This is a genomic window from Piscibacillus halophilus (genome assembly GCF_900110685.1).
Lineage (GTDB): Bacteria > Bacillota > Bacilli > Bacillales > Alkalibacillaceae > Piscibacillus > Piscibacillus halophilus.
Genome location: NZ_FOES01000022.1, coordinates 18283 through 42668, shown reverse-complemented (window position 1 = coordinate 42668; position 24386 = coordinate 18283). Strand labels below are relative to the sequence as shown.

At 36.8% G+C, this 24386-nt stretch carries 22 protein-coding genes; 21 read left to right on the top strand and 1 reads right to left on the bottom strand.

Features of this window, described 5'->3' with window-relative positions; genetic code table 11:
- The 4 genes from BMY57_RS10315 to BMY57_RS10300 all read left to right on the top strand — a co-directional run.
- A partial coding sequence (locus BMY57_RS10315; protein ID WP_256205286.1) for a hypothetical protein occupies positions 1-303 on the top strand: 303 nt, incomplete at its 5' end.
- Between the two features lie 197 nt (positions 304-500).
- Positions 501-1295 (top strand): pyrroline-5-carboxylate reductase, encoded by a 795-nt coding sequence (gene proC, locus BMY57_RS10310; RefSeq protein ID WP_091774008.1) that lies wholly within the window; start codon positions 501-503, stop codon positions 1293-1295.
- Between the two features lie 234 nt (positions 1296-1529).
- Positions 1530-2495: a GNAT family N-acetyltransferase gene (locus tag BMY57_RS10305; protein ID WP_256205292.1), complete on the top strand. Its 966-nt coding sequence runs from the start codon at positions 1530-1532 to the stop codon at positions 2493-2495.
- Positions 2488-3204, top strand: a complete 717-nt coding sequence (locus tag BMY57_RS10300; protein WP_091774004.1) for a PIG-L deacetylase family protein — start codon at positions 2488-2490, stop codon at positions 3202-3204. The genes BMY57_RS10305 and BMY57_RS10300 overlap by 8 nt, the downstream gene beginning before the upstream one ends.
- Positions 3205-3351: 147 nt before the next feature.
- Here the strand turns inward: BMY57_RS10300 and BMY57_RS10295 are convergent, their stop codons facing one another.
- On the bottom strand, positions 3352-4914 hold the full coding sequence (locus tag BMY57_RS10295; RefSeq protein ID WP_091774002.1) for a SpoIID/LytB domain-containing protein: 1563 nt from the start codon (positions 4912-4914) through the stop codon (positions 3352-3354).
- Positions 4915-5125: 211 nt separating this feature from the next.
- Here BMY57_RS10295 and BMY57_RS10290 point away from each other — a divergent pair, with 211 nt between their 5' ends.
- The 17 genes from BMY57_RS10290 to BMY57_RS10210 all read left to right on the top strand — a co-directional run bounded on the left by BMY57_RS10290 (position 5126) and on the right by BMY57_RS10210 (position 24321).
- Positions 5126-6121 (top strand): N-acetylglucosamine kinase, encoded by a 996-nt coding sequence (locus BMY57_RS10290; RefSeq protein ID WP_091774000.1) that lies wholly within the window; start codon positions 5126-5128, stop codon positions 6119-6121.
- Entirely contained in the window at positions 6108-7064 is a 957-nt protein-coding gene (locus BMY57_RS10285) for a GNAT family N-acetyltransferase (protein WP_091773998.1), read from the top strand. Before BMY57_RS10290 ends, BMY57_RS10285 begins: the two co-directional genes overlap by 14 nt.
- On the top strand, positions 7061-8107 hold the full coding sequence (locus BMY57_RS10280; protein WP_091773996.1) for a serine hydrolase domain-containing protein: 1047 nt from the start codon (positions 7061-7063) through the stop codon (positions 8105-8107). The genes BMY57_RS10285 and BMY57_RS10280 overlap by 4 nt, the downstream gene beginning before the upstream one ends.
- Positions 8108-8119: 12 nt before the next feature.
- Positions 8120-9691 carry a beta-N-acetylhexosaminidase gene (nagZ, locus tag BMY57_RS10275; RefSeq protein WP_091773994.1) on the top strand — a complete coding sequence of 524 codons (1572 nt, stop codon included), beginning with the start codon at positions 8120-8122 and terminating at the stop codon, positions 9689-9691.
- A gap of 104 nt (positions 9692-9795) precedes the next feature.
- Positions 9796-10959: an anhydro-N-acetylmuramic acid kinase gene (locus tag BMY57_RS10270; protein ID WP_091773993.1), complete on the top strand. Its 1164-nt coding sequence runs from the start codon at positions 9796-9798 to the stop codon at positions 10957-10959.
- A 21-nt stretch (positions 10960-10980) separates the two neighbouring features.
- Positions 10981-12309, top strand: coding sequence for an extracellular solute-binding protein (locus BMY57_RS10265; RefSeq protein WP_091773991.1), 1329 nt, complete (start codon positions 10981-10983; stop codon positions 12307-12309).
- Positions 12310-12363: 54 nt separating this feature from the next.
- On the top strand, positions 12364-13320 hold the full coding sequence (locus tag BMY57_RS10260) for a carbohydrate ABC transporter permease (RefSeq protein WP_256205291.1): 957 nt from the start codon (positions 12364-12366) through the stop codon (positions 13318-13320).
- A 12-nt stretch (positions 13321-13332) separates the two neighbouring features.
- Positions 13333-14307 carry a carbohydrate ABC transporter permease gene (locus BMY57_RS10255; protein WP_091773989.1) on the top strand — a complete coding sequence of 325 codons (975 nt, stop codon included), beginning with the start codon at positions 13333-13335 and terminating at the stop codon, positions 14305-14307.
- Between the two features lie 2 nt (positions 14308-14309).
- Positions 14310-15455, top strand: coding sequence for an exo-beta-N-acetylmuramidase NamZ family protein (locus BMY57_RS10250; RefSeq protein WP_091773987.1), 1146 nt, complete (start codon positions 14310-14312; stop codon positions 15453-15455).
- A gap of 9 nt (positions 15456-15464) precedes the next feature.
- Positions 15465-16370: an N-acetylmuramic acid 6-phosphate etherase gene (gene murQ / locus BMY57_RS10245; RefSeq protein ID WP_091773985.1), complete on the top strand. Its 906-nt coding sequence runs from the start codon at positions 15465-15467 to the stop codon at positions 16368-16370.
- Between the two features lie 79 nt (positions 16371-16449).
- Entirely contained in the window at positions 16450-17322 is an 873-nt protein-coding gene (locus BMY57_RS10240) for a MurR/RpiR family transcriptional regulator (protein WP_091773984.1), read from the top strand.
- 428 nt (positions 17323-17750) lie between these two features.
- Positions 17751-18653: an N-acetylmuramic acid 6-phosphate etherase gene (murQ, locus tag BMY57_RS10235; RefSeq protein WP_091773982.1), complete on the top strand. Its 903-nt coding sequence runs from the start codon at positions 17751-17753 to the stop codon at positions 18651-18653.
- A gap of 222 nt (positions 18654-18875) precedes the next feature.
- Entirely contained in the window at positions 18876-20447 is a 1572-nt protein-coding gene (locus BMY57_RS10230) for an ABC transporter substrate-binding protein (RefSeq protein ID WP_091773980.1), read from the top strand.
- 53 nt (positions 20448-20500) lie between these two features.
- A complete protein-coding gene (locus BMY57_RS10225) occupies positions 20501-21445 on the top strand; it encodes an ABC transporter permease (protein ID WP_091773978.1) in 945 nt (314 codons plus the stop codon).
- 35 nt (positions 21446-21480) lie between these two features.
- Entirely contained in the window at positions 21481-22311 is an 831-nt protein-coding gene (locus BMY57_RS10220; protein WP_091773976.1) for an ABC transporter permease, read from the top strand.
- Positions 22312-22355: 44 nt separating this feature from the next.
- Positions 22356-23375 carry an ABC transporter ATP-binding protein gene (locus BMY57_RS10215; RefSeq protein ID WP_091773974.1) on the top strand — a complete coding sequence of 340 codons (1020 nt, stop codon included), beginning with the start codon at positions 22356-22358 and terminating at the stop codon, positions 23373-23375.
- A complete protein-coding gene (locus BMY57_RS10210; protein ID WP_091773972.1) occupies positions 23344-24321 on the top strand; it encodes an ABC transporter ATP-binding protein in 978 nt (325 codons plus the stop codon). The genes BMY57_RS10215 and BMY57_RS10210 overlap by 32 nt, the downstream gene beginning before the upstream one ends.
- Positions 24322-24386 lie beyond the last annotated feature (65 nt).

Below are 24386 nucleotides of genomic sequence, written 5' to 3'. Positions count from 1 at the left end.
ATCATTACATGGAAGATGTTGAATCAGTTAATAAATGGAGGAGGTATGAGTTTGTCCCAGAAAAAAGATCAGGATAATTTGTTCGGAGACATCGATGAATGGTTAGAAGATGATCCTTTCGGATTGGATGAAGAAATCAAAATAGTTATATTTAAATGTCTTGACTGTAATGGAACTGATGAAGTACCTGATTATATCATCGGAGAGTTTAGTGTGGATAAAAATAATGATGAAGAGGTTGAGCTTCATTGCCCTCACTGTAATGGCACTATGATTAGAGCGAAGAATGTCCCAAGTGATTAGCACTCACTTGGGACGTAGTAAGTCGCGTTAGCGATTTTGTTCTTTATTTTAAAGTTTAGAGTTCGTAAAAATGCTTGGAAAATCCCTTAAATAGCGTTATGATATCAATCAACAACGATTACACAAGGTATAACTCATGCGAACTTAGGCATGATAAAAACCTAGAAAAGATGATTAAAAAGAAAGGGGTGTGTGGCATGGCAATCCGGACTATAGGTTTTATCGGTTGTGGCAAAATGGCCCAATCTATTATTAATGGCATGATTACTTACGGTGGTTATTCACCCGATCAAATTCAAGCAACAGCTGTTACGGATAAGACCATTAATTATGTGACAGATAAGTTTGGAATTCAAATGGGGCACGACAATAAAAAAGTAGCAGCGGAGAGTGATGTCCTGTATTTAGCAGTAAAACCTTATGTCTACCCTGACGTGATTGAAGAAGTACGTTCACACGTCCGTGAAGACACCATTATTATTACGATTGCTGTCGGGGTTACATTAAAAGAAATGGCGAGTTTATTCTCTCCAAATACGAAAGTGGTGCGAACCATGCCCAACACCCCCTCCTTCGTTGGGGAAGGTATGACAGCGTATAGCCCAAATGAAAATTTAACAGATGAAGAATTGGAAGACTTACAACACCTATTTTCTAGCTATGGTAAAGCTGAAATGGTCAAAGAAGAATTAATGAACGCCGTCACGGCTGTAAGTGGTTCCTCACCGGCGTATGTATATATTTTCATTGAAGCGATGGCAGATGGTGCCGTTAAGCAAGGGATTCCTCGTGAATTAGCCTATCAATTAGCCACCCAAGCAGTCTATGGGGCAGCGAAAATGGTGATGGATACTGGAATACACCCAGGTGAGTTAAAGGATCACGTTACCACTCCAAACGGAACGACGATTAGAGCATTAGCATCACTTGAAGAAGACGGTTTTCGTGGATCTGTGATTAAAGCAATTGATTCATGCTTTAAGGATAAATGATTCCTACTATTTTAAATGTAAGTCTCGCCAAATTGAGCGAATCTTTCGCTAGAATATTAAAACCCTAAGGTGTAAGCCTTAGGGTTTTAATTTGTTGAGTATAACACTCAACGAACGGTGTTTTAATAAAGGGTGAATTTGTGCAAGTATAAGATTACAAAAAACTGAATTGTAACAATATTTCAATAAATGTATAATGGAATTAAAATAAAAATTCGATTATGGGGTGAGAAAGTGAACATTACTTATCGTAAATACCAATCGGGTGATGAATCTCAGATAGTAAAACTATGGAACAAGACACTTTTAGCAGATCCAATATCTCAGGAACGTTTTCGACATTTAGTATTATTAGATGCAAATTTTAATCCAAATGGAATGATTTTAGCATTTGATCGGGAAAAACTAGTCGGAGTCACATATGGGGTCATTCGTCAATTACCACTTTATCAAGACGATTTAGAACCAAACAATGGTTGGATCTCTTTTTTCTTTGTCGATTCGGATTATGAATCTCAAGGGATTGGGCAACAACTTTTGAATCGTCTAGAAGATTTCTTCATAAAACATCAACGTCAACAAATATTCTTCTCAGCATATGCTCCGAATTACATACTGCCAGGAATTGATACAGAACAATACCCTAAAGGACATAAGCTTCTAATAAATCAAGGATTTGAAAAACAATATACAGCAGCTGCAATGGATTATTCATTATTAGATTACAATGTTGATTCATCAATTGATGCACTCATCCAACAAAGACAACAAGAAGGTTATGTTATTCGAAGGGCACAAGACGGTGATTTGTTTGAGTTAATCCAGTTTGCTAATGAAGAATTTAATCCGGATTGGGGACGTGCTATTCGAGAAGGTTTGATTCATGGTATGCCAATGAATCAAATCTTTATTACTCGTAATCCAGATGGGGATATGGTTGGTTTTGGTTTATATGGAGCTTATGAAGGAATGAAGGAACGATTTGGCCCCTTTGGAGTCGACCCTAATGAGAGGGGGAAGGGGTTAGGGAAAATCATTCTTAACCTATGTCTTAACCAAATGAAGTCAGAGGGATGCCATAATGCTTGGTTTTTATGGACAGGTGAAAAAACAGCAGCAGGTTATTTATATTTAAAAACTGGATTTGAAGTGACTCGTCGGTTTGATGTCATGAAAAAGGAGTTGCAAAAGAATGACTGATTCTTATCATATACTTGCCGTTGGTGCACATTGTGGTGATTTAGAACTTCAAGTGGGAGCCATTGCTCACAAATATGCTAAAGCTGGACATCGAGTGACATTTCTACATATGACAGCAGGTGAAAAAGGAACTCCACCCGATATGGGGGTGGAAACTTATCGCCAGCAAAAGATTAAAGAATCAAAAGAGGCGGCGAAAATATTAGGAGTTGAGACGATCACATTAGATTATAAGGATGCTGAATTAAAGGCTAATGATGAAACCATTACCCATGTAGCTAAAATTATTAGGGAATTAAAGCCTGATTTTGCATTAACACATTGGGTGCATTCTATGCATCCAGATCATGAAGCTTGTCCTCAAATCGTTGAAGCAGCATGGCTGAAAGCTGCGTTACCAGGGTTTGAAATAAATGGACTAGAACCTCATGGTATGAAGGCGATGTATCATAGTGAAAATTGGGAAGATATGCACGGATATGAACCAGATCTATACATTGATGTTTCTGAGGAATTCGATATTTATTTAGAAGCATTATCTAAGTATTGGTTTATCATGAATTCATCTTCGTTTAGATACTATGATTATTACCGAGCTTTAGGGACGACGCGTGGTTGTTTGGCAAGGGTTAAATATGCACAAACGTTAAAATATCCGACAGGTATGAATGTTATAAAAGGACCAGAATTACCAAAGTTTCCAATTTAAAGACTCAAACCAAAAAAATCCATTAAAAGAAACCCGAATTACAAATGACCTAATGTTCATTTATAATTCGGGTTTGCTTATAGGGTCACGAGATTCCTGCTACTCCCACGACGTTCTAGACTGCTAGTGTCGGCGTTGGGCCACTACCTAGTAAAGTGTTTCTAGATCAATACCTTGGTAATAGTGTTTTAGAATTTCTTCATAATTCTTTCCTTTCTCAGCCATTCCAACTGCACCCGTTTGTGCTAAACCTACCCCGTGGCCCCAGCCACCGCCGTAGGCTTTAAATCCAACTGAACCATCATCGTATTCTACAGGTTCGATAAAGAATAAAGTGCTTAATAAAACACTTTCGTTACCGTCCGCATTTATATATGGTAATGACCAACGAATTCGGTCTTTATATTCATAAAAAGTACCGTTCTCAGTTACATATTCTATTTCGTATACTCTACCAGAGCTAGAGCGTTCTAGAACATTAATTTCATAGACTTCACCTACGTCAGTGTCATAATATCCGCTTAATACTTGAGAGATTTCTTCTGGTGACCACTCGAAATTCCAGCGATGGTATCTTGACCAATCAGATTCAAAGTCACCGTTTTTAGATGCTCTTAATGAAGTCGGGTTTGCGGAATTCTTAAAAACTTCTAAAGTAGGAACATGCTCAAACGCTTTTCCTCTTTGAGAATCCGGTACACCTCTTAGGTAGGGGACGGGATCAGAATTCCAAACATCTTCGTTATTAGCTGTATGACCACCACTAGTAGAGTGATAGACTGCCGTAATTAATTCACCATCATGAGTAGCGACGACACCCTTTGTCTCGTCAACAGCCTGAGAAGATATCGGATGCTCAGCATCGTAACCACCGTATACTTGATCTGAAGTAGTCGGAAGTAAATCATAGCCGTCCGAACTACGTTTTCCTAGGTTTGCGAAACTATAGGTGCGAGCTGCTACAGCTTGTGATTTTTGAGCTTCCATTTCCCCATATGGAACAGGAGGGAGTTCATGAGGGACAACACCTTTTAAATACTCTTCAATCGGTAACTCATTAATCCCCGCGAGAGTATTACTAGAGTTAAAACCAATTTCAGCAACTCCACGGTAACGTTCGCCATCAATAGAAACGATTCCTTGATCTGATTCTAAAACAACATGGTCTTCAGTAGTTACAGTTTCTCCATTGTAGTCGAGTTGGATGGCAGATGCTCCTTCATTAATGGTTACAATCTTCCAAAAGGAATCACTTCCTGCTAATCCTTTCTCAATGACTTCGGTACGAAAGGCATCTCGTTCACCCCAAGGGGCATCAACAGAAAATTCGCCGATGTAAAGTCTCCAACCGCCATTATATTCTTCGGTATAAGTAGCATATCCTTCGCTTTCAGCAAGTTCTACCCACTCATTTTTGGCTGTTTCTGAAGTAGTCCAAGCGGTTTGTAGTCTATAATTTGTTTGGACTTCTCCGGTGGATACTAATGTTGCTTCGACAGATGAATTAGTTCCTGTGAACAACACTTCACCTGTTTCTTTGTTATAAACGGTGAAATCTCCTTCACTTCCAACATTAATAGATTCTGAAGTAGGGACTACACCAATTCGGATGTTTGTTTCTTGTTGATCAGCTGATACGGTCAACAAACTAATTGTTAATAAAGCGCTTACAATTGATAGGAAAATCATACTTTTAAGTAAGGCTTTCATCAATCTACATCCTTTCGAAAAGATTTTATTCTTTGACAATATTCGAGAATAATTTGAAAATTCCTTTTAAATAATATAGATTAATAATAAAATAATATTTTAGAATGATATATTTGCAAAGTTTTCCAAATAGGTAGAACTAAAATAAGATAGTCTTTCATAAGAAGAACTTTATAATGAAAACTAATATCTTTTACATGGAGTGATTAACATGAGTCTGGTGATTGGAATAGATGGTGGTGGAACTAAAACGAAGGCTGTTATGGCTGATCAAAAAGGACATATTTACGCGGTAGCTACAAGTGGAGCAACTAACCCTAATTCAGTTTCTCACAGTCAATTGAAGAAAAATATTCAAAGTTTATTTAATTGTCTACAAGACGTACATCCTGATGAGTTTGAACAGGTTGATTTTTGTTTTGCAGGAATGGCTGGGGTTGGAGAAGCGTCATCAAAAAATCAGCTACATGACATTTTTACAGAAATTGTTCAAGCTTATAAATTTGAATATAAGCTATATAATGATGGCATTAATGCCTTATTTGCAGGAACATTGGGGGAACCTGGTATTGTTCAAATTGCAGGGACTGGGACTATAACCTATGGGTTAAACAGTCTAGGTGAATTTCATCGTGTCGGAGGTTGGGGTTATTTATTCGATGATCAAGCAAGTGGGTATGACTTAGGAAAACAAGCTCTAAGTTATGTATTTCAAGCTTATGATGGTCGAGGTTCACAAACTATTTTGGAACATATTTTACTCAATCATTTTCAAGTACGAGCCGTTCCCGATTTAATACCGACTATTTATGCTCATGAAAAACCTAGGGAACTAATTGCCTCTATCAGCCAATTAGTATTTGAAGCTTATGATTCAGGAGATTTTGTAGCTGGAAAAATCATTTTGGAGGCTTCTGAACAATACATCAAAAACATTAATACACTTCTTAAACGTGCTTTTCAAGATGAATTACCTTCCTTAATTTCTTTAGCCGGTGGATTATTCAACCGAAGTGATGTTTTTATTCCGTTAATTCAAAAAAAGATCAATCGTTCCATACCTATTCAGAAAGTCCGTCTAGAACCTGTTGCTGGTGCAGTCATTGCGGCCTTAAAAGAAATTGGACAATTAATAGATTCTGAATTTGAACAGAACTTTAAAGAAGGGTTGTGTTTATTTGAAGGTTCAACGAATGAGTCGTCATGATCTTCAAGGTGTTGTGTCCTGTTGGAATGAGAACATTGGTGAAAGATTCCCAATGCCAGATGAACTATTCTATCAAAATAGTTTGGCGGATCAAAATGTAGCTTGTAATGCCTCACTAGTTGTTAAAGATAAAGAAAAAGTAATCGGATTTATTGTTGGTAAATATTATCAAGAAGATATTAACGTGGGATTTAATGAAGATACGGCCAATATTCAAGTACTTTTAGTTGATAAAAGTTATCGAGAGCAAGGGCTTGGTACTAAGTTACTCAACCAATGCATTAAAGCATTAGATGAAGAAGGGAAAAACTTAATACGTTTAGGACGTGATCCATGGCATTACTTTCCGGGGATACCATTAGAGGATACATATACGCAACAATGGTTTAAAAAAAGAGGGTTTCAACAAGGACCTTATGTTGATACCGACATGATTAGAAGTTTCAGAGATGATGAACCATTCGAATCCCTTAAAAATGCAAATGCTCAATTTGAGTTATTAAATGCAAGTGAAAAAGAAAATCTTATATCTTTTATTCATCAAAACTTTCCTGGCCGATGGGAATATGAAGCATATAAGTACTTTGAATTAGGTGGAACAGGAAGGGATTTTATTATTTTAAAAGTGAATGATGAAATACAAGGTTTCTGCAGAATGAACGATCAAGATACACCTATGATTGGTTGCAATGTCAATTGGTCGGAATTATACGATGAAAGAGTTGGAGGCATTGGTCCATTAGGAGTCTCCTCGAATGTTAGAGGTACTGGTTTAGGTTTAGATATTGTAAAAGTTGCGATCAATACATTACGTGCACGTGAAGCGAAACATATTATCATAGATTGGACTGGTTTAATAGAGTTTTATCAAAAAGTAGGTTTTGAAGAATTTAAGAAGTATCGAACGTACTTCAAAAAATTAAATAAAGGAGAAGATGAATGAGAAAACAAGTGCTCAAATTTTTAGAGAATGAAATTGAACAACAACATATTCCAGGTGCTGTGATTCATGTTTCAAGAAAAGATGAGACATTAGTCGATGAAGTGATTGGTTATCGAACAATCTATCCTGAGCGGACACCTATGATGTATGACCAAGTATTTGATGTAGCTTCTTTAACAAAAGTTATCGCAACACTTCCGTCGTTCCTAATTTTACTAGAAAGAGGTATTCTTCGCTTACACGACCGGGTTTCTTATTTTATCCCGGAGTTTGGTGCTAGAGGAAAAGAAGATATTACTCTATTTCATTTGCTCACGCACACGTCGGGTTTGCCAGCTCATCGTCCTTATTTTTTAGAAAAACTTAATCGCGAGCAAGTTTTATTCCGTATTTGTGATGAACACTTAATTCACCCCGTTGGCGAAAAGGTCGTTTATTGTGATTTGGGGTATATTTTGTTGTTTGAAATTATGGAACGTGTGACAGGTGAGAAATTTGAAGAGTTTACGAAAAGAGAAGTTTTTACCCCATTAGACATGACCGAGACAACCTTCTTACCAAAATTCCCAAAAGAACGATATGCCCCTACCGAATACAATCAGGCACTTGGAGAGTATAAACATGAGGTCGTTCATGATGATAACACTGAATTTATGGGTGGGGTTAGTGGGCATGCAGGTCTATATTCCACCATGTCAGACATTATTAACTTCACAGATATGTTGCTGAATGATGGAATCTATCAAGGCCGACCATTTCTGTCAAAAGCATCATTAGACTTAACTCGAATGAACCATACACCTTTTGATTCGTTAGGACGGGGTTTAGGCTGGCAGTTAAATACAGATTTAGCTTCTCCTTGTGGAAGTTTATTTTCAAAAGAGACATATGGTCACACAGGGTATACTGGAACAAGTTTTTATATTGATCCAGGACATCAGTTGAGGGTTATCTTATTAACCAATCGAGTTCATTTTGGTCGAAAGGACCCAATTATAAGACTTCGTCCGAGATTGCATAACGTGATTAAAGCGAATATCTAAGGGGGATATGTGATGAATTTACACAAAAAGGTCGGGCAAATGATGATTTTTGGCTTCAAAGGTATTCAGCCTTCTGAAGAAATAAAATTTATGATACGAGAATATCACATTGGTGGTGTGATTTTATTTGGCCGAAATATCGGAACACCACAAGAAATCCTTCATTTAACTAGTGAGTTACAAGAAGAAGCTCGTCGTTCAGGATATGAACGTCCATTATTAATATGTATTGATCAAGAGAATGGAGCTGTTCGGCGATTGGGTGAAGGTGCGACGATTATGCCTGGTTCTATGTTGTTAGGAGCGACTCAGCAACCCGAACTTGCTTATGAAACGGGGAAAATCACCGGAAAAGAATTAAGAGCTCTAGGTATTAATTGGAATCTAGCACCTGTGGTTGACGTTAATAATAATCCGTTGAATCCGGTTATTGGTGTACGATCTTTTGGAGAAGACCCTAAAAAAGTAGCGGAATTTTCAAAGGAAGCTGTTCGAGGAATGCAAGATGCAGGTGTTATGACGACGATTAAACATTTTCCTGGCCATGGAGACACTCAGGTTGATTCTCATTTAGATTTACCTGTTATTGATCATGATATGGATCGGTTACAACAAGTAGAACTCGTTCCTTTTAAAGAATGCATTAACCATGGTGCTGATACAGTTATGTCTGCACATGTTTATTTTCCAACAATCGAACCTGAACTCAACCGTCCTGCCACTTTATCTAAACGAGTGATTACCGGTTTGTTGAGAGAGGAGCTTGGTTTTGAAGGCGTGGTTACCACCGACTGTATGGAAATGGATGCTATCTCTAAAGGGATCGGTACCCCCAAAGGTGGAGTGGAAGCGGTTAAAGCAGGTATAGATTTAGTGATGGTGTCCCATCTTCATGATCGCCAAGAAGAAACGATTAAACAGATTGTTAAGGCTGTCAAAGAAGATGACATTTCAATGGAACATATAGAGGATTCGATTAGGAGAATTAATAAATTAAAAGATCGCTATTTAAGTTGGGCTGAAATTGCATCTAACAAAGAAGTCCCATCTTTTGTTGGTAGTGATGAACATCAAAAAGTATCTATGGATATCTATCAACAAGGTGTGACCCTTGCCCAAGGTCAATTACCATTACCATTAAATAAGGATGATCGTGTATTAGTCGTTTATCCAAAGAATGAATATGCTGCTTTAGTTGAAGATAAACGTTACTCCACGATGACGTTAGGTAAACATTTTAAGTCAATACATGAAAAAACCGATGTACTAGAGTTACAAAATCCTATTGGGGACAACCAAATCAAAGGACTAATTGAGAAAACAAAAGAATATGATTATATTATCCTAGGAACTTTAAATGCATCATTGGATCACCCACAACAAGGTTTATTGAAAGAACTTGCGAAGATGGATGTTCCAGTAGTGGCTATAGCTATACGAAGTCCGTATGATGTTAGATTACTAGATTTTGCGCAAGCGACTATTTGTACTTATGAATTCTCACAACCGGCCTTACAATTAGCAGTCGAGGCAATCGTTGGAAGTAAAGTCATTCGTGGAAATTTGCCGGTCACTATTAATTAAGATGAAAAAATATTTTAATTTTCAAAATAAAATATTGATATATTATTTCGCTTTCATTAAAATATAGTTAAGCGCTTTCAAAAGCGCTCAAAAGGATGTTTGAAATGAAAAAAGAAATGACAGTTGTAGGACTTATGTCAGGCACATCACTAGATGGGGTTGATGTAGCTATTACAAAGTTTCAAATGGTAGATCAAAAAATAGATTTTGAGAGTCTCTTTTTTGAAACTTATCCATTTGAACTTGAGCTTAAGAATCGATTACAACGTTTAGTACTGCCCACTGCTCAATCACCAGACATATCATCTATGAACTTTTTATTAGGTGAAGTTTTTGGTGAGGCAGTCAACAAAGCCATTATTGATTCAGGCTTACGATTTGAAGATATAGATTTAGTAAGCAGTCATGGCCAAACCATTTTTCATAATGTAACGGAACAAAATGATGATCCATATCATCGTCTAAACACACTACAAATTGGTGATATAAGTGTCATTGCTGAGAGAACAGGAATAACAACAATAGGTGATTTTCGTACACGTGATGTAGCGGTCGGGGGTCAAGGTGCACCTTTAGTTCCATTTGCTGATTACACCTTATTTCGAAGTGAAAACTTTGGTAGGGTATTGGTAAATGTTGGAGGAATCACTAATTTAACGGTTTTACCTAAAGGTTGTAAAAGTGATGATGTCATTGCTTATGATTCTGGACCAGGTAATATGCTTATAGATGCTTTTGTCTACTTTTATACAAATGGTGAAAAGAGTTTTGATGAGAATGGAAAATTAGCCAGCGAAGGAGAAATTGATTACGACTGGTTAAATCAATTATTAAAAAATCCTTATTACTACAAGAGTCCACCCAAAAGTACTGGGCGTGAAGAATTTGGATATGATTATGCCAAAACGCTATGGACAGAAGCTGAGGCTTTAAATGTCAAACCAATTAATCGAATTACGACCATTACGGCATTAACTTCACATACGTTAGCTAAAGCCATCGTGGACCATTTAGAGCAAGGTCAGATACAAGAAATTTATTTAAGTGGTGGAGGATGGCACAATCCTACTTTAGTTCAATTTGTTGAAGATTTATTACCTAGTGGTTTAACTATTAAATCTACTGAAGAATTAGGGATCCATAGTGATGCTAAAGAAGCGATTGTGTTTGCTTTATTAGGTTTTCTTGGGTTCAATAAACATTTTAATAATTTGCCAGCTGCCACTGGCGCCACCAAGAATGTCATCATGGGAAAAATATCTTGGTAACTAAAAAGGGGGATTTTTTAGATGAAATGGGTAAAAAGATCATTTCTTTCTATCTTAAGTGTCGTCTTACTTGCAGGTTTGTTAGTAGCTTGTACTGATGACGAAGGTAGTAGTGATGATGATGGTAACTGGACTGGAACGATTACCATTTGGGATGGTCCACGTTGGCCGGATGAAGACGACAACAAGTATCACTGGCTAGAAGCGAAAGCAGCAGAATATGAGGAAGAAAATGAAGGCATCGAAATTGAGATTGTTCAAGTTCCTTGGGCAGAAATGGGAGATAAGTTAGGTGTTTCGATTGCTGGACAGTCTTGGCCTGATATCGCACCTGTCGATATTTCGGGTAGTGCCGTAAGTATCGATCATATTGAGCAGGGGGTTATTGAATCAGTTGATGATTTATTTACGGATGAAGAATTAGATGACTTTTATGAGAACTCATTAGAAGCTTATACATTTAATGATCAACTTTACGGAATTCCAAACTCGATTACCGTTCACTCTATGTTATTAAATTTAGACCTTTTTGAAGAGCAAGGTGTTGAACCTCCAGCAGACGGAAAATGGACTTGGGATGAATTCTTAAATACTGCTCAAGAGTTGACATTTGACCGTGATGGTGATGGGGAAACAGATGTTTATGGATTTTCTACTTATATTTTAGAAGGGTATTATGAAGCTTGGCCTTTCTTCTATAAAGATGGAGGTCAGCCGTTAAGTGATGATTTATCTGAGTTTACATTTAATTCACCTGAAGCTGTAAAAGCTATACAAGATTTAGCTGATCTGAAGCATGAACATGATGCAGCACCAGAAACATTAGGTGGAAATGATGTTGGTGGTACATTCCAGGCATGGGCAAATGAAGAGCAACGCACTGTCGCGATGCAGCCTTGGGCTACGTGGGCCATTCAATCTGCACAGTCGGAATATCCTACTAACTTTATGGTTGCAGAGTACCCAATTGGTGAAAGAAGCGAACATGTCACAATTGGTGGTGTAGGTGGCTGGATTATGTTCAGTCAAGATAGTGATGGCAAGAGAGAAGCTGTTGGTGACTTTATGAAGTATTTATCAACAACTGAAGAGCAATATACTATGGCAACTGAATATGGTATTTTCCCTGCACGTAAGAGTTCGGCAGATATGGATCCATATGCAGAAAATGAACAAATGGCACGTGCGCAAGAAATGACTTCAGATGTTGTGATGTTACCTCGCCACCCTGAGTGGAAGAAAATAGATGAGATTATTCAAGGTAAATTACAGACAGTATTTAATGGTGAGAAAACAGCACAAGAAGCAATGGATGAGGCACAAGAACTCGTTAATGATTTATTAGAGTAATTCATTAGCAGGCTTCTTTTAGGAGCCTGCTTCGATTTTAAGGAGGTGGAATGATTGGAAGGTAATAAAACATTAGCCTCAACAACTGTAAGTAATCGTGATTTAAAACCACCTAATAAACCTATATATCAAATGAAAAGAAACATATGGAAGGAAATGAAGAAGAATTACTCGTCTTATCTGTTTTTACTTCCGAAATTAGTGTTATTTTCATTATTTATTGCATTTCCTGTTGTTTGGGCTTTAGTGTTATCATTCCAAGAATATCGAGTAAATGGAAGTATATTCATTGGATTGGATAATTACATAAGTGTGTTTAAAAGTGAAGCTTTCATGATTGCTTTAAAGAATACGGCGTTATTCACTGCCGTAACCGTTCCTTTTAATATTATCAGTGCATTAGTTGTGGCGTCACTCATTTTTCCATTAGGAAAGATATCACAAAACTTCTTCCGATCAGCCTTTTATCTACCAACTGTTACGTCCATGGTTATTATCGCAATGGTATGGCGTTGGATGTATAACTATGATTTTGGTCTTTTTAATCATATATTAGGATGGTTTGGTATTGAATCTATTAACTGGTTAGGGCAGTCTAGTACAGCATTATGGGCCTTAATTATCATGCAATGTTTAATCCCATTTGGTGTTGGAATCATTATGTACTTAGCTTCTATGGGAGCTATTTCAAATACGTTATACGAAGCTGCAACGATAGATGGTGCTGGTGCTATTAAAAAATGGTTTTATATTACGATTCCATTATTAAAACCAACCACATTATATTTAGTTTTATTAAGTACGATTGGTTCTTTTCAGGTTTTTACACAAATTATTATGATGACAGGTGGAGGACCTGATAATGCTACTGAGACACTGGTTCACTTAATTTATAAAACTGGTTTCCGTGATTTTGAATTTGGATTAGCTGCTGCGCAATCAGTTGTTTTATTTTTGATTATCCTAGTGTTCTCTGTGATTCAATTTAGAATGCTACGCCATGATGAATAGGAGGGGGATTTTATGAATCAGCAAAAACGTTTCGATAAGTTAAATAAAGCGTTAATTTATGTTATTTTATTCTTTTTTTCTATTGTCTCCCTTCTACCATTATATTGGGTCTTTTCAACATCCATGCAACTGAGCAGTTATGAAAGTCCAGAAATGGAACGACCCATATCTTACGTTGATTCCAATCCACCGAAAATGTATCCAATGGGATTTAAGTTATACTTTGAGCATTGGGGAGAAGCGAGAGAAGCTGAGAAAGCTGGTAACACAGAGGAAGCTCAATATCATCGTGACCAAATGAGTCACATTATGAATAACACATTCTCAAGCTTTGTGACTTTATTTAAGAAACACGATATAGGTAAGTGGTTTATTAATAGTTTTTACATAGCCGTGGTTGTGACATTGGGGATCTTACTTCTGGACTCGATGGCTGGTTATGTACTGGCCAAGAAGCGGTTCCCCGGGAGGAATGTGATATTCTGGGTTATTATTTCGACTATGATGATTCCTGGTCAAGTCACTTTAGTTCCAATGTTTATTATGATTCGAGATTTAGGAATCATGGATACACACTGGGCACTCATTTTACCTGATTTATCAATGGTGTTTGGGGTATTCTTAATGAGACAATACATGTATTCGATTCCAGATGAATTACTTGAGGCATCAAAAATCGATGGTGCTAGTGAATGGAAAACTTTCTGGACAGTTGTATTACCTTTAGCAAAACCAGGATTAGCTGCGTTAGGAATATTTACGTTTATGAATGTGTGGAATTCATTCTTATGGCCGATTATCGTTTTAAATAATGCTGATTTATATACACTACCAGTAGGCTTAAAAACTTTACAAGATGCTAACTTAGCAAGCTTTAAACTATTGATGAGTGGGGCAGCCATTGCTGCGATTCCAATGATTATTGTATTCTTAATCTTCCAGCGTTACTTTGTTAAAGGGTTAACGTTAGGAGGAGTTAAGGAATAAATATGAAGCTAGGTCTAGAAGTTTTTTTAGAAAAATACTTGGATGACTATAAGGAAAAGCGAGTCGGGCTTGTGACAAATCCGACAGGTGTGAATCAGAGATTAGAATCGAATATTGATTTGTTTTTTAAACATTTAAACTTAACTGCTTTATTTTCACCTGAACATGGTATACGGGCTGATGCGAAAGAGGGCGAGAAAGTGAGTAGCAGCGTGGATGAGGTGACGGGTTTACCTGTATATAGCCTGTATGGTAAAACGAGTCGCCCTAGTGCTGACATGTTAGAGAATGTTGATGTCATGATTTTTGATATTCAGGACATTGGCTCTCGATACTATACTTTTATATATACATTGGCTTATGTGATGGCAGCATGTAAAGAACATCAAAAAGAAGTCATCGTTCTTGATCGTCCGAATCCAATTGGTGGGGTCAAGGTTGAAGGGAATTTAGTTCATCAGGATTTTACTTCCTTTGTTGGACTGTATCCCATTCCTAATAGACATGGTATGACAATAGGTGAATTAGCTCATTTATTTAATGAAGAGTATAGCATATTTTGTTCATTAAAAGTTATCCCTATGGAGGGGTGGGAACGATCAAAGTTATATGATGAATTAGGTTTACCTTGGGTTCCTCCTTCTCCAAATGTGACAGGGTTATCCATGCAATTACTTTATCCTGGAACTTGTTTGATTGAAGGGACTAATTTGTCAGAAGCGAGAGGAACTGTACGTCCATTTGAAATGGTGGGTGCACCTTTTATCAATGCTCGTGAATTATCAAATCACTTCAATACTTTGGAATTAGAAGGTGTTATAGCACGACCTGTTACCTTTACCCCGACCTATCAAAAATATCAGGGCGAGAAGTGTTATGGTGTTCAACTTCATGTCATGAATCGTCATAATATACGTCCTGTTCAAGTAGGAGTACATTTATTACACCTTATTTATCAAATGTATTCAGATGAAATGGAATTTATTAGGAATGAACAGTTGGAGCATCCATTCTTTGATTTATTAGCTGGGTCGAGTGAACTAAGAGAAGCTATTATTCATTCACAAATTGACCGATGCTTAAAAAATATGAGAAATGGGCTTGAAAGTTTTTTACCGATTCGTGAAAAGTATTTAATCTATAATTAGGATGATCGTATGGATAAACTAACGAAATTAATAACAGAGTCTTATAATGAAAAATCAACGAACTTAGATCAGATGTCAATACGAGAAGTGTTAGAGTTGATGAATGAAGAGGATCGTTTAGTACCAGAAGCTGTGCAACAGGTACTTCCGACAGTCGAAAAAGTAGTGGTGGTGGTAAAAAAAGCGCTACAAAATGGTGGGCGTTTATTTTATGTTGGAGCAGGGACCAGTGGACGTATTGGTTTACTAGATTCTGTTGAGTGCCCACCGACTTTTAGTTCAGATCCAGAACAAGTGCAAGCCGTATTAGCTGGAGGAGAAAAAGCATTAATGGTGGCTGTTGAAGGTGCTGAGGATGATATGGATTTGGGTGAAAGAGACCTTGTCCAACGTCGAGTCAATCAGCGAGATGTTGTCATCGGGATCGCAGCGAGTGGAAGGACGCCTTATGTAAAAGGTGCTTTAAAATATGCTAAAAAAATAGGTGCTGTAACCGTTAGTTTAACTAGTAATAGAAATTCAGATATTAGTCAATATGCTACTTACCCAATTGAGGTTATAACAGGTCCAGAAATTTTAACAGGGTCGACTCGATTAAAAGCTGCAACAGCCCATAAGTTGATTTTAAATATGATTTCAACGGCTTCCATGGTTCAAGTGGGTAAGGTTTATCAGAATTTGATGATAGATGTGAATGCGACTAATTACAAACTAAAAGAACGAGCTAAAAATATTGTTTGTGAAGCCACAGGTGTGAGCTATGAAAAAGCCACTCAGGTTTTAGACGAAACGGGATATGTAGTGAAACCTGCTATTGTGATGTTGTTAGGGCAAGTGAGTTATGAGAAAGCTAACAAGTTATTAGAAGAATCTAATGGGTTAGTGCGTGAAGCGATCAAACAGTCAGAAAGGTAAGCATTATTCGCTTACCTTTTTTCTAATTAATTGCTGTAGCGGCTGTGATTTGGGTAAAATGTAGTAGGGAGGTATTGAGATGGGACGGACCAATGCAGGCATTTTTATGTTAAATGAAATGAAAAATAAACTTCCACCTTCTGAGAGGAAGATCGCACAATATATTTTGGAGTATCCTGAAAAAGCTATTAATATGACAGCGACTGAGCTTGGACGTGAGAGTGAAACGAGTAGTGCCGCTGTTATTCGGTTGTGTAAATCGTTAAATTTGAAAGGTTTTCAAGAGTTAAAGCTTCGAGTGGCTGGAGATCTTCAACGGAATGAAGTATTGGAATTCCGTGATATTGAGCCAAATGAACCCATTACATCAACCATTGAAAAGGTGACATTAAATAGCGTTCAAACGATTCAAGAGACAGCGAATTTATTAGATACCGATAATTTAAATGAAGCCTTAGAAGCACTCTTAAAGGGGAGACGTATTTACTTTTTTGGAGTGGGGGCATCAAGCATTCCTGCTATTGATGCTTATCAAAAGTTTTTAAGAATTAACCGTGCAACATCTGCATTGACTGATTTACATATGGCAGCAACAGCAGTAGCTAATGCATCTGATGAAGATGTCGTATTTGGAATTTCTTTTTCAGGTGAAACACATGAAGTGGCAAAGATTTTAGAAATTGCGAATGCTAGAGGGGCTAAAACGATTAGTTTAACGAAATATGGAAGGTCGACGGTTTCGGATCAGGCAGATATTAATTTGTATACTTCTGCTACAAAAGAAGCCACATTTAGAAGTGGCGCCACTTCATCCCGAATCGCCCAGCTACATGTTATTGATATTCTATTTATGTGTTTAGCTTCAAGGTCTTATGAACAAACGGTTGATTATTTAGACTCAACTCGAGTTGCGATTAACAATTTGAATGAAAAAGTGAAAAAGAAGAAATAATACAGCAATAGTTTATGACACTCGATATTGGGGGGCAAGTACCATTTCGGGTGTTTTTTCATTTCGTTCAGAAAAGGGGTATAGGGGCATTTATGTTAGTATGAAAATAGGGAGTAAAGAAATACCAGTCCTTAAAAAGTGCTGTCTCAAAGTCAAAATGTGACGATATGAGACAGCATTTTTTATAATGGTACATATTAAAAAAATATTTTATAAAATTAGTCAAAATATTGATATATTATTTTAATTAGATTATCATTATAGTTATAGCGCTTTCATAAATTTTAATATATCCATTACCTATTTAGCATGTTAGTTATACAAGTTACGGAGTAAAGTGCAAACTCACAATCTACTATCAGTAAGTGATTCATAAAAGATGGAGAACACCTGTTGGTAGCAATATTATTAACTAGGAAGGTTTAATGATGGAGAGACTAACAAAACTAATGACAGAGACTTATAATCCAAAATCAAAAGAATTAGACCAATTGACAACGGACAGAATATTACAACTTATGAATGAAGAGGACATGTTAATTCCAAAAGCCATTAGCAAAGTTTTACCAGAAATTGAGGAAACAGTTGAGGTAGTCTACCAATCTTTTATAAATAACGGTAGGTTGTTCTACGTAGGAGCAGGAACTAGTGGTCGAATCGGATTATTGGATGCAGTAGAATGTCCTCCGACTTTTAGTACTTCATCTGAAATGATTCAGGCTGTTATAGCTGGAGGTTCGGATGCAATGATGGTCGCGGTAGAAGGGGCAGAGGATAATGAAGATCTAGCCGTAAGGGACCTGAAAGAACGTCAATTAAGTGAAGATGATGTCGTGATCGGTATTGCTGCTAGTGGACGAACGCCATATGTCAAAGGAGCTTTAAAATATGCCCAAATGGTTGGGGCTAAAGCTGTTAGTTTATCTAGTAATGAAGAGTCAGAGATCAGTCATTATGCAGATATTGCAATTGAGGTCATCACGGGTCCTGAAGTATTGACAGGATCAACTAGACTCAAAGCCGCGACTGCTCACAAAATGATTTTAAATATGATATCAACAGCTTCCATGGTTAAGTGTGGCAAAGTTTATCAAAATTTGATGGTAGATGTGAATGCCACTAACTATAAGTTAAAAGAACGTTGTAAAAAGATTGTACGTGAAGCTACTCAAGTTAGTTATGATGAGGCTGAAAAAGTGTTACAAGAAACAGATTATAAAGTAAAGCCAGCTATTGTGATGATTCTAGCGAATGTAGATTATGAACAAGCCAACCTTTTATTAGAACAATCTAAAGGATTTGTTAGAGAAGCCATCAGAAAGTCTGATTGATGAATGAAATTAATTTTTTAAGTTGAGTTTTCAGAATAATGATAATAATTAAATAGGTTTTCACTTAAAACTTTCTATTGTAAGAAGGGAGGAATAAATCGTTAGCAGGATTTCAATCGAGTACTTGAAGAAAATACTAGGGGATTGGGGTAACACTCGGTTTAACGTCAAGGAATTAAACGTATAATGAACGAATTTTTTATAATTATAGGGGGATGAAACATGTTTAAGCGAAAAGGCTTTCTAGTTAGTTTACTGATTCTATTAGGTATTTTATTAGCTGCTTGTACGAGTGAGGGGGAAAATGATAATTCTGATTCTCAAAATGAGGGAGCAGATGATCAAGAAGCGGCAGAGGATGTAGAACAGGTTTTAAAAATAGCAAATGACCAAGAACCTGCAGGACTGGACCCGCATAAGACACCTGCACACTCTTCGGTAAGAATTTATTCTCAAGTGTATAGTGGACTGGTAACTTTTGATGAAAATATGGAAGTCGTCCCTGACCTTGCTGAAGAGTGGAATCAACCAGATGATTCTACTTATGTTTTTACTTTGCGTGAAGGTGTACAGTTCCATAATGGAAATGAAGTAACAGCAGAAGATGTGAAATATAGTTTTGAAAGGATTTTAGATGAAGAAACGGCTTCTCATATTGCTTCTTACTTTTCAAATGTAGAAAGTATTGAAGTTGTAGGAGATTATGAAGTTCAGTTTAATCTTAGTAATCCAGACGCAACCTTTTTATCAAACCTAACGAATGCAAGTGCTGCTATTGTTGACCAAGAGGTTGTTGAAGAAAACGGTGACTTACAACAGGTAGCAGTCGGAACTGGACCATTTAAATTTGAAGAATGGGTTGCGGACAACAGAGTTAATCTTGTTAAAAATGAAGATTATTTTATTGAAGGACAACCTAAGTTAGATGAAGTCATTTATTACACAATGAAAGAAGAATCAGCTAGATTATCTGCTATCCGTACTGGTGAGGTCGATTTAACAACATTAACTGCTCAATCTGCAGATTTAATAAGTAATGAAGAAGAAATTGATGTAAAAGACTATCAATCTTTGGAATATAGCTATGTTGGTTTCAATGTGAATTCAGAACCACTTGATGATCCAAAAGTTAGACAGGCACTAAGCTTAGCAACAGATCGACAAGCTATCACAGATATTGTATGGAATGGTGATGCCGTCGTCTCTGGACCAGTAGCACCTTCGATGGGTGATTGGTCGATAGATGTAGAAAGTCATGAGCTTTATCAAAATGATATTGAACAAGCGAAAGCATTATTAGAAGAAGCGGGTTATGCAGATGGGTTCGATATTACCATTACGACAGCTTCAACCTATGATGACATGGTAGATACAGCTCAGTTATTACAGCAACAATGGGAAGAAATTGGTGTAAGTGCTGAGATTAAGCAAATTGAGTGGGGAGAGTATATCGATACTTGGTCAAACACTTCTGCTGATGTTCTGATTGGACGTAACGGTTCAGGCACAGACCCAGACCGAGCATTAAATTATTTCTTTCACACGGATGGCTCGGCAAACGTGTGGGGATTCACTAACTCGGAATATGACTCTTTAGTTGAGGAAGGTAAGGTTACAGTTGATCAAGGTGAGCGTCAAGAAATTTATAATGAAGCTCAAAATCTATTATTAGATCTATCACCTAATTTATTCTTGGTATCACCAATGAAATATGTAGCTGTTAGAGACTCAGTCGTTGACTTTGTTCCTTATCCTCATGATGGAGAAGATATTGTAGAAGTATCAAAACAATAATTAAGAATGAGGCTGCTTATACTAAGCAGCCTCTCATATTAAGGGTGAGTACGATGTATGCATATATTATAAGACGTTTATTGATGTTAGTACCTGTACTTTTTGGTGTTTCTGTCGTGATTTTCTTTACGTTGCGAATTATACCAGGGGATGTAGCCCAAACCATATTGGGTACAGATGCAACAAAAGAATCATTAGCTCAATTAAGAAAAGATTTTGGCTTAGATCGTCCAGTAATTGAACAATACATAACATGGATGAGTGGGGTATTAATGGGTGATTTCGGTGAATCCATGACCACTGGAAGAGAAGTTTTACCAGATATTTTGAATCGTTTTAAGATTACTTTTGAATTAACGATTTTATCAGCTATTCTATCATGGATTATAGCGATTCCTTTAGGGGTTATAGCTGGGATTAAAAGAAATACCAAAACAGATTTCACAGTAAGAATTGTGTCGTTATTAGGTGTATCGATTCCTAACTTTGCTTTAGCTACCGTTCTTATACTCATTCTAGCTTTAACTTTTTCATATAGTCCACCCGTAGGTTATGTTGGTTTCTTCGAAGATCCTATTCGAAACCTGCAAATCATGTTATTACCTTCAATCGTATTAGGTACGGCTATGGCAGGGGCAGTTATGAGGATGACGCGTTCATCTATTCTGGAAATATTAAGACAAGATTTTATTAGAACGATCCGAGCTAAAGGAGCAAAAGAACGTTTAGTCATTTTTAATCATGCACTTAGAAATGCCATGATACCCATACTCACAATCATAGGTATGCAAATTGGTGTTTTATTAGGTGGCACTGTTATTATTGAACAGATTTTTTCATTGCCAGGTTTAGGTCAGCTAGTATTGACAAGCATTAATCAAAGAGATTTTACAGTTATTCAAGGTGCAATTTTATTTATCGCGTTCGTGTTCGTTTTGGTTAATTTACTAGTTGATATACTTTATTCCTATTTAGATCCAAGAATTACTTACAAATAAACGTATTATTTTTTGAAGGAAGTGTGTGATGCTCCATGAAAGTATTTGTACAAAGGTTAATAGATGACAAAGTAGGACTATTCGGGTTAATAGGTATATTACTTGTTGTACTTTTAGCTCTGTTAGCACCGCTAATCGCTCCTTATAAGCCAGATACAATGTTCACAGAACATGTACTGGAAGGGCCAAGTAGTCAATTTTTATTCGGGACAGATGAGTTTGGTAGAGATATATTTTCTAGAATCATTTACGGTGCTCAAGTCTCGTTACAAGTTGGATTAATAGCAGTTGGTATAGGGGCGATTGGAGGTTTAATACTTGGGTTAATCAGTGGTTATTTCCAAGGTAAAGTTGATCAGGTGATCATGAGGGTTATGGATGTATTCTTTGCTTTTCCAGATATTTTGCTCGCATTAACCATTATAGCTGTATTGGGTCCAAATCTAACAAACACAATGATCGCCATAGGTATTGTGTTTATGCCTGTTTTTACTAGGCTAGTTCGCTCAGCGGTCATGACGGTAAAAGAAAATGAATATATTACGAATGCTCAAGCTATCGGAGTAAGGCCATCCCTAATCATTGTTAGGCATATTACACCGAATATTATGGCACCTTTTATCGTTCAAATTACATTAGCATTATCTGGTGCAATTTTAACTGAAGCAGCATTAAGTTTTCTTGGTTTAGGTGTTCAGCCTCCAAATCCATCTTGGGGAGTTATGTTGAATGATGCACGAACTTATATGGAATTTGCGCCATGGACCATATTATTTCCTGCTGTAGCCATTGTGATGACGATTTTCTGTTTTAATTTGCTAGGAGATAGTTTAAGAGATTTATTAGATCCGAAATTAAAACAGTGATTTGGTTCGCTGACTTAATGATCAATAAGCCTAGGAGGTTAATCATGAAGCCTTTATTAAATATTGAAAACTTATCTATTAACTATATGACGAATAAAAAAGATTTTAATATTGTTAAAGATGTAAATATAAAAATAGATGAGAGAATGAAATATGGGATTGTTGGGGAATCGGGAAGTGGGAAAAGTTTAACGTCGTTAGCCATCATGAATTTATTGCCTGAAGTACTAAAAATTCAAGAAGGCAGTATTGAGTTAAATACCGATTCTACAAAAGATCTAGCCAATATATCAAAAAAAGAAATGAGAAAAGTTCGTGGCAGAGAAATTTCAATGATTTTCCAAGAGCCAATGACGGCATTAGATCCTTTATACACTATAGAATATCAACTATTAGAAGTATTAAAGATACATAAAACTTATAGTAAAAAAGAGATGTATAAAATAGGTGTAGACATGTTGAAAAAAGTAGGAATCGCACGTCCTGATCAAGTCATGAAGGATTACCCTCATCAGCTATCTGGCGGGATGAGACAGCGTGTGATGATTGCGATGGCTTTAATTTGTCAACCTAAGCTATTAATAGCAGATGAACCGACAACCGCTCTAGATGTAACTATACAAGCTCAGATTTTAGATTTGATGAACGAACTTTCGGATTTGCATAACACAGCAATCTTAATGATTACGCATGATCTAGGTGTCATTTTAGAAACGTGCGAAAGGGTCGCTGTGATGTATGCGGGGCAAATTGTTGAGGAATCAACGGTAGAAAAAATATTTGAAGAGCCAGCACACCCTTATACTAAAGGGTTACTATCATCTATACGTTCTTTAGGTAATAAATCTGAAGAATTATATTCTATTCCAGGAAATGTACCAACACCAGACCAGTATCAAGAATTAGGATGTCGATTTGCAACTCGATGCCCTTATGCTATGGATCAATGTTTTAATCAAGAACCTCTAATGTATCAAGTTCAAGATGATCATTTGAGTAAATGTTGGTTACATGTAGAGGAGGGGAGAGCTAATGAGAGAAGTTCAGAACGTACTAGAAGTTAAAAATTTAAAGAAACATTTTCCGATTAAGGGTGGAGTTTTAAAGCGAACTCAAGGTTACGTGAAGGCCGTGGATGATATTAGTTTTGCTGTAAAAGAAAATGAGACATTCTCCTTGGTAGGAGAGAGTGGTTGTGGGAAATCCACTACAGGACGTGCAATCTTACGCTTACACGAACCAACTGAGGGAGAAGTTTTATTTAAAGGTGACAATTTGCTGGATGTAGGAAAGCGTTCTTTTCGTCTCATGCGTAAGGATATGCAGTTAATCTTCCAGGATCCTTTTAGTTCCTTAAATCCGAGAATGACAGTGAAAAAATTATTAATGGAACCTTTATTAACGCATAAACTTGCTACTAAAAAAGAGGCTGAGCAAAAAGCAGCTAACATGATTGAGAAAGTAGGTTTATCTAAAGAACAACTAGATTGTTATCCTCATGAATTTAGTGGTGGTCAAAGACAACGAATCAGTATCGCGCGAGCGTTAATTGTTAATCCTAAACTGGTGATCTTAGATGAAGCTGTTTCTGCATTAGATGTTTCTATTCAATCTCAAATCCTTAACCTTTTAATTAAGTTACAACAAGAGTTTCACCTTACTTATATTTTTATTTCACATGATTTAAATGTCGTCAAACATTTAAGTGACCGTGTAGGAGTAATGTATTTAGGACAAATGATGGAGCTTGCTACAACAGATAAACTTTATGAAAACCCATTACATCCTTATACACAAGCTTTATTATCTGCTATACCCAGTATTGATCCAAAAGAAAAGAAAGAACGTGTAATCTTGCAAGGGGATGTTCCAGATCCAAGTGACCCTCCCACGGGTTGTCCATTTCAATTAAGATGTCCAATGGCTCATGAACGTTGTGCGGAAGAGAAGCCTAGATTTATTGAGAAGGAAGAAGACCATTGGGTAGCGTGTCATTTATATGAGGAATAATAAAAACTGAAGACAAAAAAAGTTACTTCAGAAGAAAAGGCTGAGACCAATCAACTTATATAATA

What these genes read in the sequence shown, in the direction of transcription:
- murQ (WP_091773985.1), top strand. Translation starts at nt 15,465, where the DNA reads ATGGATAAACTAACGAAATTAATAACAGAGTCTTATAATGAAAAATCA.
- murQ (WP_091773982.1), top strand. Translation starts at nt 17,751, where the DNA reads ATGGAGAGACTAACAAAACTAATGACAGAGACTTATAATCCAAAATCA.
- BMY57_RS10255 (WP_091773989.1), top strand. Translation starts at nt 13,333, where the DNA reads ATGAATCAGCAAAAACGTTTCGATAAGTTAAATAAAGCGTTAATTTAT.
- BMY57_RS10280 (WP_091773996.1), top strand. Translation starts at nt 7,061, where the DNA reads ATGAGAAAACAAGTGCTCAAATTTTTAGAGAATGAAATTGAACAACAA.
- BMY57_RS10250 (WP_091773987.1), top strand. Translation starts at nt 14,310, where the DNA reads ATGAAGCTAGGTCTAGAAGTTTTTTTAGAAAAATACTTGGATGACTAT.
- BMY57_RS10215 (WP_091773974.1), top strand. Translation starts at nt 22,356, where the DNA reads ATGAAGCCTTTATTAAATATTGAAAACTTATCTATTAACTATATGACG.
- BMY57_RS10230 (WP_091773980.1), top strand. Translation starts at nt 18,876, where the DNA reads ATGTTTAAGCGAAAAGGCTTTCTAGTTAGTTTACTGATTCTATTAGGT.
- BMY57_RS10290 (WP_091774000.1), top strand. Translation starts at nt 5,126, where the DNA reads ATGAGTCTGGTGATTGGAATAGATGGTGGTGGAACTAAAACGAAGGCT.
- nagZ (WP_091773994.1), top strand. Translation starts at nt 8,120, where the DNA reads ATGAATTTACACAAAAAGGTCGGGCAAATGATGATTTTTGGCTTCAAA.
- BMY57_RS10285 (WP_091773998.1), top strand. Translation starts at nt 6,108, where the DNA reads ATGAGTCGTCATGATCTTCAAGGTGTTGTGTCCTGTTGGAATGAGAAC.
- BMY57_RS10225 (WP_091773978.1), top strand. Translation starts at nt 20,501, where the DNA reads ATGTATGCATATATTATAAGACGTTTATTGATGTTAGTACCTGTACTT.
- BMY57_RS10265 (WP_091773991.1), top strand. Translation starts at nt 10,981, where the DNA reads ATGAAATGGGTAAAAAGATCATTTCTTTCTATCTTAAGTGTCGTCTTA.
- BMY57_RS10295 (WP_091774002.1), bottom strand. Translation starts at nt 4,914, where the DNA reads ATGAAAGCCTTACTTAAAAGTATGATTTTCCTATCAATTGTAAGCGCT.
- BMY57_RS10210 (WP_091773972.1), top strand. Translation starts at nt 23,344, where the DNA reads ATGAGAGAAGTTCAGAACGTACTAGAAGTTAAAAATTTAAAGAAACAT.
- BMY57_RS10240 (WP_091773984.1), top strand. Translation starts at nt 16,450, where the DNA reads ATGGGACGGACCAATGCAGGCATTTTTATGTTAAATGAAATGAAAAAT.
- BMY57_RS10270 (WP_091773993.1), top strand. Translation starts at nt 9,796, where the DNA reads ATGAAAAAAGAAATGACAGTTGTAGGACTTATGTCAGGCACATCACTA.
- BMY57_RS10300 (WP_091774004.1), top strand. Translation starts at nt 2,488, where the DNA reads ATGACTGATTCTTATCATATACTTGCCGTTGGTGCACATTGTGGTGAT.
- BMY57_RS10220 (WP_091773976.1), top strand. Translation starts at nt 21,481, where the DNA reads ATGAAAGTATTTGTACAAAGGTTAATAGATGACAAAGTAGGACTATTC.
- proC (WP_091774008.1), top strand. Translation starts at nt 501, where the DNA reads ATGGCAATCCGGACTATAGGTTTTATCGGTTGTGGCAAAATGGCCCAA.